Source organism: Mucilaginibacter sp., from assembly GCF_039935595.1.
Lineage (GTDB): Bacteria > Bacteroidota > Bacteroidia > Sphingobacteriales > Sphingobacteriaceae > Mucilaginibacter.
The window spans coordinates 1-17263 of the sequence record NZ_JBDTJZ010000214.1; the positions used below are offsets into that span (position 1 = coordinate 1).

The 17263-nt window shown below is 41.0% G+C and carries 17 protein-coding genes; 5 read left to right on the top strand and 12 right to left on the bottom strand.

The window, feature by feature from the left end; all coding sequences use genetic code 11:
• On the top strand, window positions 1–783 hold a 783-nt coding region (gene lepB, locus ABI367_RS15325), incomplete at its 5' end, for a signal peptidase I (RefSeq protein ID WP_462227877.1).
• A gap of 103 nt (window positions 784–886) precedes the next feature.
• On the opposite strand, the gene ABI367_RS15330 is transcribed toward lepB, so the two are convergent.
• The 4 genes from ABI367_RS15330 to ABI367_RS15345 all read right to left on the bottom strand — a co-directional run bounded on the left by ABI367_RS15330 (window position 887) and on the right by ABI367_RS15345 (window position 7664).
• Entirely contained in the window at window positions 887–1975 is a 1089-nt protein-coding gene (locus tag ABI367_RS15330) for an Ldh family oxidoreductase (RefSeq protein WP_462227878.1), read from the bottom strand.
• A 96-nt stretch (window positions 1976–2071) separates the two neighbouring features.
• Window positions 2072–3514, bottom strand: coding sequence for a Gfo/Idh/MocA family protein (locus tag ABI367_RS15335; protein ID WP_462227879.1), 1443 nt, complete (start codon window positions 3512–3514; stop codon window positions 2072–2074).
• A 290-nt stretch (window positions 3515–3804) separates the two neighbouring features.
• On the bottom strand, window positions 3805–6249 hold the full coding sequence (locus ABI367_RS15340) for a TonB-dependent siderophore receptor (protein WP_462227880.1): 2445 nt from the start codon (window positions 6247–6249) through the stop codon (window positions 3805–3807).
• A 98-nt stretch (window positions 6250–6347) separates the two neighbouring features.
• On the bottom strand, window positions 6348–7664 hold the full coding sequence (locus tag ABI367_RS15345; protein ID WP_462227881.1) for an MFS transporter: 1317 nt from the start codon (window positions 7662–7664) through the stop codon (window positions 6348–6350).
• 153 nt (window positions 7665–7817) lie between these two features.
• Between ABI367_RS15345 and ABI367_RS15350 the strand changes: the two genes are divergently transcribed.
• Entirely contained in the window at window positions 7818–9896 is a 2079-nt protein-coding gene (locus tag ABI367_RS15350) for a TonB-dependent receptor (RefSeq protein WP_462227882.1), read from the top strand.
• 101 nt (window positions 9897–9997) lie between these two features.
• Here ABI367_RS15350 and ABI367_RS15355 read toward each other — a convergent pair whose 3' ends face one another.
• The 4 genes from ABI367_RS15355 to truB form a co-directional block, all read right to left on the bottom strand.
• Window positions 9998–10423, bottom strand: coding sequence for an ABC transporter substrate-binding protein (locus ABI367_RS15355; RefSeq protein WP_462227883.1), 426 nt, complete (start codon window positions 10421–10423; stop codon window positions 9998–10000).
• Window positions 10420–11472 (bottom strand): DUF2157 domain-containing protein, encoded by a 1053-nt coding sequence (locus ABI367_RS15360; RefSeq protein WP_462227884.1) that lies wholly within the window; start codon window positions 11470–11472, stop codon window positions 10420–10422. Before ABI367_RS15360 ends, ABI367_RS15355 begins: the two co-directional genes overlap by 4 nt.
• Before the next feature lie 81 nt (window positions 11473–11553).
• Window positions 11554–12486, bottom strand: a complete 933-nt coding sequence (locus tag ABI367_RS15365) for a bifunctional riboflavin kinase/FAD synthetase (RefSeq protein WP_462227885.1) — start codon at window positions 12484–12486, stop codon at window positions 11554–11556.
• A 62-nt stretch (window positions 12487–12548) separates the two neighbouring features.
• Window positions 12549–13277 carry a tRNA pseudouridine(55) synthase TruB gene (truB, locus tag ABI367_RS15370; RefSeq protein WP_462227886.1) on the bottom strand — a complete coding sequence of 243 codons (729 nt, stop codon included), beginning with the start codon at window positions 13275–13277 and terminating at the stop codon, window positions 12549–12551.
• A 226-nt stretch (window positions 13278–13503) separates the two neighbouring features.
• Here truB and ABI367_RS15375 point away from each other — a divergent pair, with 226 nt between their 5' ends.
• Window positions 13504–13818 carry a type II toxin-antitoxin system RelE/ParE family toxin gene (locus ABI367_RS15375; protein WP_462227887.1) on the top strand — a complete coding sequence of 105 codons (315 nt, stop codon included), beginning with the start codon at window positions 13504–13506 and terminating at the stop codon, window positions 13816–13818.
• A 28-nt stretch (window positions 13819–13846) separates the two neighbouring features.
• The gene (locus tag ABI367_RS15380) at window positions 13847–14140 is read left to right on the top strand and encodes a HigA family addiction module antitoxin (RefSeq protein ID WP_462227888.1); all 294 of its coding nucleotides are present in this window, start codon (window positions 13847–13849) and stop codon (window positions 14138–14140) included.
• A 7-nt stretch (window positions 14141–14147) separates the two neighbouring features.
• On the opposite strand, the gene ABI367_RS15385 is transcribed toward ABI367_RS15380, so the two are convergent.
• The 3 genes from ABI367_RS15385 to ABI367_RS15395 all read right to left on the bottom strand — a co-directional run bounded on the left by ABI367_RS15385 (window position 14148) and on the right by ABI367_RS15395 (window position 16242).
• A complete protein-coding gene (locus ABI367_RS15385; protein WP_462227889.1) occupies window positions 14148–14942 on the bottom strand; it encodes an undecaprenyl-diphosphate phosphatase in 795 nt (264 codons plus the stop codon).
• Between the two features lie 106 nt (window positions 14943–15048).
• Entirely contained in the window at window positions 15049–15282 is a 234-nt protein-coding gene (locus ABI367_RS15390; protein ID WP_462227890.1) for a DUF3098 domain-containing protein, read from the bottom strand.
• 81 nt (window positions 15283–15363) lie between these two features.
• A complete protein-coding gene (locus ABI367_RS15395; protein ID WP_462227891.1) occupies window positions 15364–16242 on the bottom strand; it encodes a cell division protein FtsX in 879 nt (292 codons plus the stop codon).
• Window positions 16243–16479: 237 nt separating this feature from the next.
• Between ABI367_RS15395 and ABI367_RS15400 the strand changes: the two genes are divergently transcribed.
• The gene (locus ABI367_RS15400) at window positions 16480–16674 is read left to right on the top strand and encodes a hypothetical protein (protein WP_462227892.1); all 195 of its coding nucleotides are present in this window, start codon (window positions 16480–16482) and stop codon (window positions 16672–16674) included.
• A 72-nt stretch (window positions 16675–16746) separates the two neighbouring features.
• Here the strand turns inward: ABI367_RS15400 and ABI367_RS15405 are convergent.
• On the bottom strand, window positions 16747–17263 hold a 517-nt coding region (locus ABI367_RS15405; protein WP_462227893.1), incomplete at its 5' end, for an ATP-binding cassette domain-containing protein.

Sequence of the window (17263 nt, forward strand, 5' to 3'; positions counted from 1 at the left end):
GACGTAAAAAAAGGCGATGTTGTGGTATTTAACTACCCAATGGAGGCAGATTCGCCTTATTACCGACCGGTTGATAAGCGGGAAAATTATATTAAACGCTGCCAGGGTACTCCCGGAGACACCCTTAGCCTGGTACAGGCACAAGTTTATGTAAATGGTAAAGCAGCCATTACTCCGCCCGAATCGCAAATTGATTATACCATTACTGATAATGGCTTGAGCCTTAACCCCCAGGTGTCTGATGAGCTGCATATTTCAAATTATGAAGGCAGTGCTGCGTCAACAATGACAAAAGCATCAGCCAACGCGTTGAAAAAATACTCAAACATCAAGTCGGTTACGCCAAATATAGCTGCCAAGGAAACTGTAGATTACTCGGTGTTCCCCTCAGATCCACACTATCCTAAAGATCATAAATTTAAATGGAACGTCGATAATTTCGGGCCTGTTATTATTCCTAAAAAAGGATGGACCGTAAAATTGGATAGCCTTACCCTGCCTATTTACCGCCGTGCAATTACGGTGTATGAAGGCAATAAACTGGAACAGGTTGGGAACGATATTTTAATAAATGGTAAAAAGACCGACACGTACACCTTTAAAATGAATTATTATTGGATGATGGGTGATAACCGACATGATTCATTAGATTCGCGCTTTTGGGGATTTGTACCAGAAGATCATATTGTGGGTAAAGCCCTGTTTATATGGATGAGTTGGGATGATAATGCGCCATTCTTCAGTAAACTACGGTGGAGCAGGTTATTTAGGGGGATACATTAGCCCCCCAGCCCCCTAAAGGGGGAGTATTAACAAATTTATTATAGCTAAAAAGTCCTTATTGAAATCAATAAGGACTTTTTTATGCGTTTCAAAAGCACCCCCTTTAGGGGGCGGGGGGGGCTAACGGGTGTATATTAAACCTTTTCGCCAACTCATTCAAATCATTTACAACGGCATCAACAATGGGGATGCCGTTTTTTTTGCGTTCAATTTGCGCATCGTATTCAGGCTCGCCGGGGATAATGACGCCTTGTTGCGGGTTAATTTTTGAGGCCGATTTAAACCGGGATATCCAGGTATCCAAATTATTCTTAAAATCATCTACCGGCCTGAAACCATCTACCCGCATAGCACCTACAAAATGCCCTATACCCAGGCCAACAGGATCAGTGGGCGGCTCTAAAAAAGCTACAAACGGCGGCACCCACGGGCCGTAATTGGCACCCGATAAAACACCCGATAAAATATCAACGGTGGCACTTAAACCAAAACCCTTGTGGCTGCCATGTTCGCGGTCGCCACCCAGCGGCAATAATGAGCCACCGGTTTTTAAAGCATGCGGATCGGTAGTGTAATTACCCTCTTTATCCTGCAACCAGCCTTCGGGCACTTGCTCACCTGCGCGTTGTGCTATCTCCAGTTTACCATTTGCTGCCGCGGATGTGGCCATATCAACAATAACAGGTGGATATTTTCCTGCCGGGAAGGCATAACACATAGGGTTGGTACCCAGCATCCGTTCGTTTGAAAAGGTGGGCGCCACCAGCGGACTTGCATTGGTCATGGCATAACCAATCATATCTTTTTCAACCGCCATCAACGCGTGATAGCCAGCAATACCAAAATGGTTGGAGTTGCGTATAGCCACCCACCCGGAACCATATTGCTGCGCTTTTTGTATGGCAACCTGCATAGCAAAGGGAGCTACTACCAAACCAAGCCCTGCATCACCGTCAATCGTAGCGGTAGTAGGTGTTTCGTGTACAATTTTTATGTCAGGGTTAGGGTTAATCCGATTCTTTCCCCATAATCGCACATATCCCGTTAACCTCGCCACCCCGTGCGAATCTACGCCCCTTAAATCAGCTGATAATAAAACATCTGCCGCTAATTCGGCATGAGCTTCACTACAGCCCATTTTCAAGAATATATTTTGCGTAAAAGTTCTTAAAGCAGATTCGGTAACTAACATAGGTAGCAAATATATTAAAAAGGAAATCGTAGCTATAATGAGATATAAATAAAAAGCCCCTCGGTTTAGAGGGGCAACTTTATCATAAATTTATATTTATTTAGTTATCACTTTAGGCACTTTAACATAGCTTGTTCCATAAGGATAACGCTGAGGTCTTGATAATAGTTTATTAGCTTCATCATTACCTACAAACCGCTCTTTAACGGGGTCAAAATGCAGGCGTTTGTTAAATTTCATGGATGCATGTGCAACCAGGCAGGCACTACATGAACGGTGAGCAACCTCAACCGGGCTAATGTTTTTCTTTTTGTTTTTAATACATTCCAACCAGTTAAGGTGCTGCTCGGGGCTTTCATATAAATGTACCTCGTTAGGGCCAATTTTTGATTCTAAAATTTTAGAATCGCTGGCCCTAAGCGCTAATTCTTTACCTGCTGATGCAGCCGGGTCGCTGGCTGTTACACCACCATCGCGGGTACAAAATATCCAGCCCTTGGTACCTTCAAACTTAACCCCATTCTCATACTTGCCATTAACCACCATTTCCACGCCATTGGCATAGCCCATATGTACTTCAAAGTCGCCATGTACGTTCCATAAACCGGCTTTGGGGAAAACCACTTCGGTACACTCGGCCCAGATTGGCCCGGTATATTCGGTATCCATACCCCAGTGTGCAATGTCCAGGTGATGCACACCCCAACCGGTTATCATACCTGCGCCAAATTGCTCCAAACGTAACCACCCCGGGCGCGAACTTACACGCGGAATATCCATTACCCTGTCCTCTGTATAATAAAAATAAGGTGTTGAGCCTAACCAGGCGTCGTAATTAAAACGATCAGGAACGGGCATTTCGTTGGTTTTACCACCGGCCGGATCGCCGGGTAAGCCTACACGCACCGTTTTTAATGTACCGATGCGGCCATTACGCACCAACTCGCAGGCACGCTTAAATTGCGGCCATGGTTCAGTAGAGCGCTGCTGGCTGCCCAACTGGAACACTACGCCCGTTTTGCTAATAATATTGCTCATGGTACGCCCCTCTTCAATAGTTAATGAAGTGGGTTTTTGGCAATAAATATGTTTACCGGCCAAAGCGGCTTCAATAGCTACCTGCGCGTGCCAATGGTCGGGCGTACTTATTTGTACAGCATCAATATCTTTATTGGCAAGCAGTTCCTGGTAATGATCGTATAATTTAATGTCAACAAAATTCTTTTTGCCTGTGCTTTTTTCGTAGGTATCTAATACAAACTTTTTACCCATGTCCTGCCTCGCACCCGAGAAATCGGCAATAGCAACAACGCGTGCTTTATCCGTATAGCCCAAAGTTGTTTTAAGGTCGTGTACCGTTGCAATGCGCCCACAGCCTATCTGGCCGACATTGATCAAATTACTGGGGGCAGATTTGCCAAATACCGACGATGGTACAATGGTAGGGAAACCTGCGGCCACAGTTGCAACGGCAAATCCTTTCGCAGCGGTTTTTACAAACTCTCTTCTGTTATAAGAAGAATCATCTTTGCTTTCCATATTAATTAGTATTACTTTAATTGGTTAATATCGGTTGTTTACAGCGGTGATACCTGCAAAACGGTTAGGTACTACAAAGCCTAATACTGGTTTTTTATTGTTTAAATGTATAAATAAATTAAAATTAATGCAATCGATTACAACAAAAACCACAAATCCGGTTTAAAAAGCCTTAATCTGACATTTATGATGATTTTTAACGCTGTCGAAAAACACGTTAAATAACAAATAAGCAAGCATAAAAAATCCTATCAGATTGGGATACAGGGCTTTTTTATTGGGGTTAGCTGCTAAAATTTATACGACAGCGTTGTTAAAAATTGTCTCGGCGGTATAGGAGTAACGCTGTAATTATCATGTATTAAATAATTAAAGGTGTTGGTTACATTGGTAATACTGGCCAATAATGATATTTTTTTGTAGGTATATCCTGCCGAAAGATCTAAAGTTGCAAACCCGTCTACGGGTAGTAAACGGCTGTATGACTGCGATTGACCAACTGTGTTATTATACCCGCCAAAGCGCGACCCGGTATAAAAAGCAGATGCGCCAACTTTCAGATTACGCAAAGCATCCGAAGTAAATGTGTAAAACACCGTTGCGTTAGCTGTATGTTTAGGATTGATAACAATACGCTCACCCTCTATATTTGAACCTTTTAAGCCGGATGTTTTGGTATAGCGTGCATTGTTATATCCATAACCTACAATAAAATAAAAGTTTTTTGACAGGTTACCGTTCACATCAACCTCAAAGCCATCGCTGGTGGTTTGGCCGGTGAATTGTTTAACGGTATTATCGCTGTTTACCGTGCCATCGGCTTTAAAGGGGGCTACTACTGCTAAGTTGTTATTTATAATACGGTATATGCTTACGTTAGCTATTAACTTACCGCCAAATAGTTCATTTTTAAACCCGGCTTCGTACTGATCAATAATTGATGGTTTAAGGCCCTGCCCGGTATTTACATCCGTACCCGAATTAACCACAAAGTTATTGCTATAGCTCACATAAATAGAACTTGTTTTAATAGGCTGGTATATCAATGATGCTTTAGGCAAAAAAGCTCGATCATAACGTGTTAAGGCAGCACCGCCAGCTGTAGTGTTCCTCAACAGATTTTGTATAGTGGTTTGGTAAGTTTGCTGCCATGACCACCTCACGCCTGCCAATACCTTTAATTTATCTGTCAGGCTTATCAAATCCTGCGCATAAGCACCAAACCTGTAAACGGGTGCTGTAGTAACGGTGGTATCAATTGCTTTAGGTATATCAGTGCGCTGTGTGTATTTGTTTAGGTCGATGATATTAATTTTATCATAAACATAGCTGCTTATGGGTGTAGTTCCGCTGTTTATACCGTATGCTCTTGACCTGTTTAATACTTTGGCCACATCAGTACCTATTAATAATTGGTGCGTGATAGACCCCGTGTTAAAATTGCCATTTAAATTTATCTGCCCGGTATATGTACCTTCAAAGGTATTAGCCCTTGCCAGGCCACGATTCCAATCGCCAATAGCATTAACGGTATTTGGCAGACTTGATCCGTACGAATCAATCCTGGTTCCCTGGGCTGATGCGATGGTGTTTATATGCCAATCCGTATTAAAATCATGGTTTAAGGTAGCTGATGTAGTGTATTGGTTCATGTGACTATACGCCCATGAGGTATTAATAAATTGGTTACGCGGCACCATGGTAGGAATAGCCTGCCCGGTATTTAATGAGCCTACGCCCCAATCAGGTGTGAGATTTAAGTTTAAGTAATCGCCCTCGACCAATAAGGTCGTTTTATTGCCTAACTTGAACAACAGCGAAGGGTTAACATAGGTACGCGTAGTATAAACATGATCGCGGTAGCTGCCGCTGTTTTCATAAGTACCCACCATCCTAAAGGCAATGCTTTGGTTGATCGGGCCGTATACATCAACACTCGGCTTTACCATATTATAGCTTCCGTATCGCATGGAAACTTCACCGCCGTAGTTAAACTGTGGCTTTTTGGTAACCATATTAATAACTAACCCACCGGATACGTTACCGTATAATAAGGCGGCACTGCCTTTTAATATTTCAACCGACTCCAGTGTACTGGCTTCGGTAAATCCGGCCGTATTGGTTAACACGCCATTTTTTAAAATACTGCCGCTGCCGCCTCCAATACCAATGCTGTAACCGCGCGCCGTAAATGTTTCGCTTACACCGCCACGTGTTTGGCTCAAGGTAACGCCGCTTACATTTCTAACTGCATCGCCCAAATGATTTATTTGCTGGTCTTCAATTACCTTACGCGTTACAATGCCCGAGCTTTGGGGCAAATCAAGATTACTTATAGTTGATTTACCAATACTCAAACGCTTATTAAGGCCCCTGCCCGCATTAATATTTACTTCCTCTAATTTGGAAAAACTTTCGGTAAGCATAAAGTTAACTACCGTGGTTTTACCCGCGGCAACGCTTGCGGGCTTTTCTTCGGCTTTTGCCCCAATAAATGAAACGCGTAAGGTATAATTGCCGGGTTTAACATTGCCGAGGGTATAGGTGCCGTCTTCGCCAGTAATTGTTGCCTTGTTTGTTTGCTTTACCATAACGGTTACAAACGAGGCTGGTTTGCCATCAGATGTTGTTACTGTTCCTGAAATTTTCCCGTTTGGTATTTCGGCTTTAACTATGTTGCCTAATAATAGCAGTAATACTGCTGATCTTAAAATGATGTAATTAAATTTTTGCATGTTTATTTAGATTAAGTCTAATTAAACACAAAGATAAAAACGCAACAAGCTCTTCCAAATATTATTTAGAATTATTTTAAATAAGGAAATGGATGTGCTTAAGCGATAGAATTTTTAGCTGATTTAACCCTGCTTTCGGCCATCATTAATGATAAGAGTAATAATAACCCAATGGCGAAAAATCCATCCAAAACGAGCGCCGAGTCGCGCATTTCGTGGGTCATCTCTTCAACAAAGCCAAAGGTAAACAGACCTACGACAATAGATAGTTTTTCTGTAACATCATAAAAGCTGAAATACGACGCGGTATCAGGGATATTTTGAGGAATATATTTTGAATAAGTTGACCTTGATAAGGATTGCACGCCACCCATTACAATACCTACCAATACAGCGGCAACATAAAATTGTTGTGCGTTGGCAATAAAATAAACCCCGCCGCATATCAGGCACCACACTGCTACTATGGTTGATAGTACTTTTACGTTACCAAATTTTGCCGACATTTTAGCGGTTATAGCAGCCCCAATAATAGCTACTACTTGTATAATGAGAATAATACTGATCAGGCTTTCTTCGGGCATCTTAAGTTCTTTCGCACCAAAGTTGGCAGCTACCAGCATAATGGTTTGTACGCCTACCGAGTAGAAAAAGAATGCCGGTAAGAAGCGTTTTAGCAAAGGCAATTCTTTTACCTTATGCCATACCTTAACCAGTTCTTTAAATCCGCCGGTAAATACGTTGTATTTATGCGAACCGGCGTTAGGCTCGCCTTTGGGCAATAAGTAAAACGCGATAAACGAGAAGCCTATCCACCAAAAACCTACAATTAAGAAAGATATGCGCGCCGCCAAGTCATCAGTAATACCAAATACCTGCGGAAACAATACAAAAATAAAGCACAATACCTGCACCACAATGCTTCCTGCAAAACCGTATATAAACCCCTTGGCGCTTACGGCATCCTGTTGGTCAACCGTAGCTATTTGGGGCAGGTATGAATTATAAAAAACAAAACCACCACAATAACCTACGGAGGCCAACCCGAAACAGATCATGCTAAACTCAAAGGTATCCATGGTAAAAAAAAACAGACCCATACAGGCCAGGCTACCCATCCAGGTAAATAGTTGCAGGTATAATTTTTTATGGCCCTTATAATCGGCTATCGATGTTAATATGGGTAGCATAATTACTATGAGTAAATAAGATACCGCCAGTATATAATTTGACAGCACCGTATTAACATATTGATGGCCAAAAAACGTAACCATATCGCCGGTATGTTTATTAGCTGTTATAGCCACATAATAAGCCGGGAATATGGTTGAGGTAATTACCATATTATAAGCCTGGTTGGCCCAGTCAAACATGGCCCAGGCCCATATAGTTTTTTTATTGTTCTTTTCGGTCATAGGATAAGGTGCAAACTATTAGCAGATGCACGTGCAAATTAACAGATTTATAGGATAAGGAAAAACGCAAAATAAAAACCACTTACTTGTTACATACAAATGGCTCTTTTGTTAATAAAAGGGCTAATTTTGCTTCACCCAAAATAAAACCCTTTGAAACATTTTTATTCAACTATATTTTTTATCGCCGCAGCAAGTACTTCAGCCCTGGCTCAAACCAGCCGCGTAGCCGATACCACTTTACATTTACAACAGGTTACAGTAAAAGCTTATCTTTCTGAACAGTCTGTACTAAATGTACCCGCATCTGTAGGTATTCTTACCCCTGATCAGTTAAAACTACAGCCCGAAAATTCATTGGTACCGGCTATGAATACTATACCTGGGGTACGCATGGAAGAACGTTCGCCGGGCAGCTACCGCTTATCAATAAGGGGTAGCTTATTGCGGTCGCCATTTGGAGTGCGCGATGTAAAAATATATTTTGACGAAATACCGCTTACTGATGCAGGCGGCAATACCTATTTAAACGCCATTGATTTTAACAGCGTGCAAGGCGTTGAGGTTTTAAAAGGCCCTGATGGCAGTTTGTTTGGCGCTAACTCGGGCGGTGTGGTGCTATTGAGCCCGGTTAACCGCTATCAAGTTGACAGTAATTATGTAAAATTGGGCTTTAACGGTGGATCATACGGATTGGTACATGAAAATGTGGCTTTGCAAAACAAAACCGGTAACAACCAACTGAATATAAACCAGGCTTATGAAACTGCTGCAGGTTACCGCGATCACAGCAATATGTACCGCAACTATTTTCAACTGGTTGATAAGTTAAAATATGGCAATAATAACTCTCTTAAATTTTTAGGGTTATATTCTGATCTTAATTATGAAACCCCCGGTGGGTTGAATGCGGCCCAATTTGCCGCTAACCCAAGGGCATCCCGATATGCAACCCCTACTTTACCGAGCGCTATTACGCAGCAAATAGCTATCATCAGCAAAATGACCACCGGCGGCCTGGTAAATGAATGGCATATTAACAACCGCTTACGTAACGTAGCGGCCATTTACGGCACATACGTTAATTTCACAAATCCGTTTATCACCAATTACGAGCAACGGTACGAAGGTACTTACGGATTAAGAACTTACTTTGAATATGCCGGCCTGCAGCACGAAAATTATAACTGGAAAGCTAATGTTGGCATTGAGTGGCAGCAAACACACTCCAGTATAAACGACTACGACAACAACAAGGGTGTAAGGGGAAATCCTCAAACTCTCAACAAAATCAATACAGATCAGCATTTTATATTTGCGCGGTATGCGGCAGATATATTTAAACGTTTGCATGTTGAAGCTGCTACCAGCTTAAATTATTATCATTATAATTTTCAAAACATATATCCGCAAGCGCAAGCCGGTTTTACACCACGCAACTTTACGCCACAGCTAATGCCGAGGGTGGCGCTATCATACCATATCAATGATAATTTTATATGGCGGGCATCAGTAAGCCGTGGTTACTCAACCCCTACCACTGCCGAGATACTACCCAGTACTAATATAATTAATACTGATTTACAGGCCCAGATAGGCTGGAATTATGAAACAGGTTTCCGCCTACGCGATAAGGATGATCGCTTTTTGCTGGATGCGTCTGTATTTTATTACAAATTGCAAAATGCTATTGTACGCCGGTTAAACCCGGACGATACCGAATATTATCTTAACGCCGGAGGCACCAATCAACCTGGGCTTGAATTGGCTTTAAGCTATTGGTTGATCAAACAAAATGATGCAAGTTTTATACGCGGCTTGCAGTTTAGCGAATCATTTACGGTAAGTAAATTCGCATTTACTGATTATATTGTTGCAGGTGTAAACTATTCAAATAACCAGCTTACCGGCGTACCCAGAACAGTGGCTATATCAAGCGTACAGTTAAGGTTCCCGCAATCACTTTATTTATTTGTGCAGCATAATTATACAGCGAGCATACCGCTTAATGATGGCAATACCGTATTTGCCAACAAGTATAACGTGGTGCAAGCCAAAGCAGGCTGGCAGCACGCGCTTAGCCGCAAAAACCGTTTAGATGTTTATGCCGGCGTTGATAACCTGTTTAATGAAAACTACAGTCTGGGTAATGATTTGAATGCGGTAGGTAACCGCTACTTTAACCCGGCAGCTTTGCGTAATTTTTATGCAGGGTTTAATGTAAGCTTTTAAGTTTCCCTGTCATTTCGAACGTAGTGAGAAATCTATACATCTGCTACGAACGCGTGTATAGATTTCTCCTCGTACCTCGTTCGAAATGACAATGGGATATTTTACACGCCAAACTTTATCCACCTATCGCCCTCATAACCAAAAATAAATTGTTTAGGGTTGATGATCTCGGCCAATAACTCTAAAGTATCAACAGGGAGCTGATCGTTGCCATCGGCAATATATAGGCGCTTATTTTTTACGGCTTTTAGCTCATCAAAACCGGGTAATTGCAATAGTTGAGCTATTTGCTTCATGGTGTTCTCTGTAGATAAACCGGAGAGCATTACAACTATAATATCAGGGTCCTGAAATTGGGTTTCTGCTGCTCCCCCGGCAATGTTTATTAGTTCGGCAATAGTATCATCAGCCAGCGTAACAGGATCTAAATTTACGATACAAGCCACAGCCGGTTTTTGCTCAATATACTTGAGTTTATGTTTTATGATGTCAACACGTTCTTGTTGTTCTTCAGACAATCCGATCATTTGCTTTGTGCGGTTTTACTTTTTAAGTTCCAAATCTTTTCTGCTTTGCGGCCTATCAGCCAAAACGAGGCGGCTAAAATGGCAAAAAACAGTGTTTTGCTGGTATGGTCCCAAAAATATTCAAAGTATTTGGTGTACAGGAATATTATTAAAAAAGTAATACCAAACTCGCGGGCAATGGTATCATTGGTTTTTAACCCATATACCATACAGCCGCCCGCTACCACGGCGGATATAATACCCCAGTAAAATAAGCTTATCTGCTTTATTTGCCACCATTTGTCCACGTTGCCGTAATTGCCAAAAATACTGAGCAACCATAACGACAGAAACAAATAAAGCAGACCAACCACATAAGTTTGTTCCCAGAAAAAGACAAACCATTTGCGGCCGCGCAATATAAAACCTGCCGACACCAACACTATGCCAAACAATACAAATCTTAGCGGGTAATTCATCCCTAAAAAGTAATCGCTCCAGCGGGTTTGGTAACCGGTTTCGGTACCAAACCAACTACCCAACGATACCAGAGCGAACAACCATATCAGCCTTGAGTCCATTCGCCAGGCCAAAAAACCATATACAAAAACGGATAGTAAAAAGAGCAGAGAATAATGGCCGGACCCGTTATCCAAAGTCTTTCCTAAATAGGCGATACAGCAGGCTGTGAAAAGTACACCGGTAAATATTACGGCCTCATTACTGAATACCTTTTCTGGATTTAGGCGTTCTCGCCTGCGGCCCCAGTAAAAAAGGAAAGCCGCCATAGCTGCGGATGCTATGCTTATAATAATATCAGGCGTATAATACAGGTGCTTTAGCCAGTTAACCACAACATCGTTAACTATTAAAAAAGCAAATGACGCGCCGCCACAAATTAAAGCTATCCAAAAGGAATACTTGGCCAGCCGCATCCAGTCAAACCCTTTAACCTGATACGAGTTGCGTAATACTTCGGCCTGCTGTTCATCAATGGTACCATCTTTTTCCCAATGAGAAATGGTGGTATCTAAAAAATCGCTTTCCTGCTTATCTACCTGTAGTTTCATTTAGCAAATAGTTCATAGTTGATGGTTCATAGTAGATAATAACCATCAATATAAGTAATTGTTACTATGATCCATGAACTATCAACCATGAACCAACAAGCTCAACACATCAATCTTATCCTGCGCAATTTGGGCTTTTAATTTATCAAGACCTTCAAACTTCATGTCGCCCCGTACAAAATGGTGGAACTCCATGCGTATTTGTTCGTAATAAATTTCCCGGTCAAAATCAAAAATATTGACCTCTATATTGCGTCTTGTGCCGTTAATAGTTGGCCTGGTACCTATATAGGCCATACCCTTATATAAAACTTTGTCTACCTCAACTTTAACCGCAAAAATGCCATCGCCGGGTATTAGCTTATAATTTTCTTCGATAACAATGTTGGCTGTTGGATAACCTATCTGCCTGCCTATTTGGTCGCCGCGGGTTACTTTACCGGTAATAAAAAACGGATAGCCCAAAAATTCATTAGCCAGGTCAACTTTGCTTTCCAGTAAAGCCTGGCGTATACGGGTTGAACTTACGGCCACGTCATGTATATCCTGTTCGGGTATTTCAATAACCTCAAAATTGTAAACAGGCGCAAGTTGCAGCAGGTCATTTAACCCGCCCTGCCTGTCTTTACCAAAACGGTGATCATACCCTATTACAATTTTTTTAGTGCCTATTTTATTTACCAGTATATCGCGGATATAATCTTCGGCGGTTTGGTTGGAGAAATCGCGGGAGAAGGGTGTAATTATCAAATGGTCCACACCTAATTGCTCCAGCAATTGTGCTTTTTCATTAATGGTATTGATCAATTTGATGCTTTCATCTTCGGGATGCAAAATCATCCGCGGATGCGGAAAAAAAGTAAGGATTACCGTTTCGCCGCCCGATGCATCGGCCAATTCTTTTATACGCGATATAATTTTACGGTGACCCAGATGTACACCGTCAAACGTGCCAATGGTAACCACCGCATTTTTTACCGGCTTAAACTCATCTATGTTATGGTAGATCTTCATTCTTTCTAGCTAAAAGCTGAAAGCATAAGGCTTAAAGCTTCTTTATTTTGATCTTAATTAATTTAAAAGCTTTCTGCTTTTGGCTTTGCGCTTTCAGCTTTAATCACGCTCACCAAATCGGGCACTTCCCAGGCATCTTTTAGTTTGAAATTACCGCTGCGTGTGCGTGTTAGTTTTGACAGGTATGCCCCATTATTTAAAGCCTTGCCAAAATCGTGTATCAACGAACGTATATAGGTGCCTTTGCTGCACACCACCCTAAAGTCAACCTCGGGCAGTTCAATGCGGGTAATTTCGAATTCGTTAATGGTAACATTACGTAAGCGTAGTTCAACTTCTTCTCCCCTTCGGGCTTTTTCATATAAACGTTCGCCGCCAATTTTTATAGCCGAATGCGCGGGTGGATATTGCTGTATATCGCCGGTAAACTGGGCACAGGCATTACGTATCTGCTCAGGCAAAAGGTTGCTTATATCAAATTGCTGGTCGGGTGCGGTTTCCATATCGTATGATGGCGTGGTAGCGCCCAGTATCATGGTACCTGTATATTCCTTTTCTTCGGCCTGAAAGGTATCAATCTGCTTGGTCATTTTACCGGTGCAGATGATGAGCAGCCCGGTAGCTAACGGGTCAAGCGTGCCGGCATGGCCAACCTTTAGCTTTAACGGTTTAAAACTATTGCGCAGTTTACCTACTACGTCAAAGCTTGTCCACTGGTAAGGTTTGTTAACCAGCAGCAATTCGCCTTCGGCAAAATTAAATTCCTTTTTTTCGGGTTGTAAAGTATCCATTAAGGCGCAAAGGTAAATAAAACTCACCGCCTTTCGTCCTCTCGCGTTATTGCGAACCAATTCACACCAAAATTATTGTAAGTTTTTCCGTTAAAAAATAATTACCTTTTTTTGGTAATTTTAAAATATTATTGCTATATTTGACTCAATAAACAATTAACAATATTTATCACATAAACGCTAAAGGGATAATGGCAATCGAAACACATTCTAATAATCCTTAACAATGCAGGTAATTATTGAAGACCACTTTCTAGGTGAAGTGGCCAATGGCAAAAAAGGATATGGAAAATCGCCATATCCAGACGAAGTGATTAAAGCTTTTAAAAAACGTGTATTTCAAATTCAGCAAGCAAAAAATACGGCTGATTTAAGAAATATAAAAAGCTTACATTTCGAGAAATTAAAAGAGAAGAAATATGACGGTAAGTATTCAATTAGATTGAATAAAGCTTATCGTTTAATATTTCGCATAGAAAATCACGAGAGTAATAAATTAGAGATAATCTGTATTGAACAGATTAATAATCATTACTCGTAACTTTATTAGCCCAGGGGGGCATCACTTTATGAATAATCAAGTATTAGATCATAACGGTAGCGAAATTGAGATAGAAGCATTTCATCCAGGTGAATTTTTATTGGAAGAAATTGAGGCTAGGGATATACTTAAAAAGGAAATAGCAAAGTCACTTGATATTTTACCCAACCACTTGAGCGAAATTTTTTCAGGCAAAAGAAATATATCTGCAAGATTGGCAATACGCCTTGAAAAAATATTAGGAATTAGCTCCCATTATTGGTTAGGCTTACAAATGGAATATGATCTTTTTGTGGCAAAAGAATTAGAAGCACATATTTAAAGGAGTGTTACACCATCTTCAAATCATGTCCGCTCAAAATAATACCCAATATAATAGCACCAACCACAATACGGTACCAGCCAAACAGCCTGAACCCGCGGCGCTCTAAATAGGTAATAAATGTGCGTATAGCCAGCATAGCTATTACAAAGGCAATGATATTGCCGATTGCTAATAACTTGATCTCTTCGCCGGTAAAAACGTGGCCCTCTTTATAAAAATCGTACATTTTTTTAACGGTAGCGGCAAACATGGTAGGTACAGCTAAAAAGAAAGAGAATTCCGCAGCGGCAGTACGGCTCAACTTTTGCGACATACCACCCACAATGGTAGCTGCCGACCGCGAAGTACCCGGTATCATGGCCAGACATTGGAAGAAACCAATTTTTAGCGCGGTTAAACTACCGATATTTTTTTCCTGGGTTACCTGCGGTTTGTTAAACCATTTATCAACAAATAGCAAAATGATGCCGCCAACAAAAAGGGTTATGCCTACGGTAAGGGCGCTCTCTAACAAGGCGTCAATTTTTTTGCTGAACAATAGGCCAAACACCACAGCAGGTATAAAGGCTATTAACAACTTTACATAAAAATCAAACGACTGTAAAAAGCGCTTATAATATAAAACCACTACGGATAGTATGGCCCCAAATTGTATAGCTATGGTAAAAAGCTTTACAAACGGATCGTCGGCTATACCCATTAACGAGCTGCCAATGATCATGTGCCCGGTTGATGATACCGGTAAAAACTCGGTTATCCCTTCAATAATGGCCAGGACTATTACGTGGATGATATTCATTGTGGTGGTTATTGGTTGTAAATGTTGTAAGGGTTAATAGGTTAGAGATGTTGTAATTGTTGAAAGTTTTGTAATAACTAATCACCACTCACTAATCACCATTCACTCACTTTGCTTCCGGCTTTTTCAATATAGCGTAAAAGCCAATGCCGAAGCCTGTTAATACCACAATTGGTGCTAAAACTATTTTGGTGTTGCTGTAAATATCAGTAGTGCCTGCCATTAATACAAAACCCAGTATAACCACCGCAATACTGATGATGAACCAGCGGTAATTACTTTTATCAAATATAAATTTTACCGGTGTATCGGTTGGTTTGTTGGTTGTTGACTTTGCCATTTTTTTAATGAGTGAATTAGTGATTGAGTGAATTAGTGAATGTTAAAAACGCTTTTGGCTTTAACCTTTCTGCTTTCACCCTTATCTGTAAAGATCGTATATTTTTAAACGTAAAAACTTGTTAACTGCAAGGTAGGTGCTAAAGGCCGATATAAATACACCCAAGCCTATAACTACCAAAAACACCAGACCAAATTCGGTATAGCTTTGTAGTATTACCAAATCGGGTACCTGGCTTACTGCCAGATAAAGGGTACATACTAAAATTATTACGGCTATCAATCCGCCTAAAAGTCCGTGCCAAATACCGTATAATATAAAAGGTTTACGTATAAAGCCTTTGGTTGCGCCAACCAACTGCATTGATTTTATTAAAAATCGCTGCGAGTATATAGCCAGCCGTATAGTATTATTAATAAGTGCTACCGATACCACCACGAATATGCCCGCGAATGCCAGTATAATTAAACTGATAGAGGTTAAATTCTGGTTCATTTGGTCAACCAGCGATTGCTGGTACTTTACCTCTTTAACCAATGGATTTTTTAGCAGCTGTGTTTTAAATTTAGTAATATCTGCATTGTTGGCATAATCAGCATTCAGGTAAACGTCTAATGATTGCGACAGCGGATTATACCCCAAAAACTTTACAAAATCTTCGCCCAGATCCTTTTGCAGGTTGCGGGCAGCCAGTTCTTTGCTTACGTACAGGGTTTGTTTAACCATAGGGTTAACTTCCAGTTGCTTTTGCAGCTGCAATACGTCGGCCTCATGCGCGGCATCGTCCACAAAAATATTGAGTACAATATTTTCTTTAACATAGCGCGAAAGGTTATTGGCATGTACCAATATTAAACCCAGCAACCCTATCATTAACAAAACAAGGGCTATACCAAATACAGTAGATATATAAATGGTTTTTGTTTTTTTTGCCGATTCGCTTGCTTCAAATTCTTCCATAAGCTGTTTAAACCTGGTGTTTTTGCGAAATTAATAAACCGCGGAATAAAGGTAAAAGTTTATCTGTTATTATTATGTTTTTAGTGAGATAAAGGTTAAGGTTTAACAAAATTTAACCAAGATTAAGAGATTGAAGAATTATAGGATTCCTGGCAGATGAAAAAATATTTAAATTGTTTAATCCTAAAAATCATGGTTCAAACATAAACAAATGCAAATCCAACCTGTTATTCAATCATGACAAAGCCAGCAAATTCAACAGACAAAGCATCGCCTGCGGATACCCCTACACACAGACCGCATGATAATGGAAATAAAGCCATTGTGCATAAAGCCGATGAGGAGTATAATGCCGATGAGCCACATGGCGGAAACATTGCCAAAAAACACGAAAATGAAGAGCAGCCGATAGGACCAGGAAAGAAAAGCTAATCATTGTTTCATTGGGTCATTAAGTCATTGTCTGGCTTTATAATGACTAATGATACAATGACCTAATTACAACTACCTAACAATCCCCGCCGAGTTAAACTGTAGGTCATACAGTTTACGGTAGTAGCCATCCTCAATACGCAATAATTGCTGGTGCGTACCCATTTCTTTGATCTCGCCATGATCCAATACAATGATCTTATCGGCATTTTGTATGGTTGACAGGCGGTGCGCAATTACAATGGCCGTACGCCCCTGCATTAATTTATTAATTGCATTTTGTATAAGCACCTCGGTTTCGGTATCCACAGACGAGGTAGCCTCATCCAGCACCAATATAGCCGGATTATACACCAACGCCCTGATAAAGGATATTAATTGCGATTGGCCGGCTGATAGTGTGGCGCCACGTTCCATTACATTATAATCATACCCTCCGGGTAGTCTCTCTATAAAATCATGCGCGCCTACGTCTTTAGCGGCGGCTATGATCTGCTCGCGGGTAATGGTTTCATTATTAAGGCTGATGTTGTTGGCAATGGTATCGCTAAATAAAAACACATCCTGTATCACCGTAGCTATTTGGCCT

Coding starts and splice junctions, on each gene's coding strand:
- ABI367_RS15360 (WP_462227884.1), bottom strand. CDS start 11,472: ATGAAACTACAGGTAGATAAGCAGGAAAGCGATTTTTTAGATACCACC.
- ABI367_RS15380 (WP_462227888.1), top strand. CDS start 13,847: ATGAATAATCAAGTATTAGATCATAACGGTAGCGAAATTGAGATAGAA.
- ABI367_RS15395 (WP_462227891.1), bottom strand. CDS start 16,242: ATGGAAGAATTTGAAGCAAGCGAATCGGCAAAAAAAACAAAAACCATT.
- ABI367_RS15340 (WP_462227880.1), bottom strand. CDS start 6,249: ATGCAAAAATTTAATTACATCATTTTAAGATCAGCAGTATTACTGCTA.
- ABI367_RS15335 (WP_462227879.1), bottom strand. CDS start 3,514: ATGGAAAGCAAAGATGATTCTTCTTATAACAGAAGAGAGTTTGTAAAA.
- ABI367_RS15385 (WP_462227889.1), bottom strand. CDS start 14,942: ATGAATATCATCCACGTAATAGTCCTGGCCATTATTGAAGGGATAACC.
- ABI367_RS15355 (WP_462227883.1), bottom strand. CDS start 10,423: ATGATCGGATTGTCTGAAGAACAACAAGAACGTGTTGACATCATAAAA.
- ABI367_RS15400 (WP_462227892.1), top strand. CDS start 16,480: ATGACAAAGCCAGCAAATTCAACAGACAAAGCATCGCCTGCGGATACC.
- ABI367_RS15330 (WP_462227878.1), bottom strand. CDS start 1,975: ATGTTAGTTACCGAATCTGCTTTAAGAACTTTTACGCAAAATATATTC.
- ABI367_RS15365 (WP_462227885.1), bottom strand. CDS start 12,486: ATGAAGATCTACCATAACATAGATGAGTTTAAGCCGGTAAAAAATGCG.
- ABI367_RS15375 (WP_462227887.1), top strand. CDS start 13,504: ATGCAGGTAATTATTGAAGACCACTTTCTAGGTGAAGTGGCCAATGGC.
- ABI367_RS15390 (WP_462227890.1), bottom strand. CDS start 15,282: ATGGCAAAGTCAACAACCAACAAACCAACCGATACACCGGTAAAATTT.
- ABI367_RS15345 (WP_462227881.1), bottom strand. CDS start 7,664: ATGACCGAAAAGAACAATAAAAAAACTATATGGGCCTGGGCCATGTTT.
- truB (WP_462227886.1), bottom strand. CDS start 13,277: ATGGATACTTTACAACCCGAAAAAAAGGAATTTAATTTTGCCGAAGGC.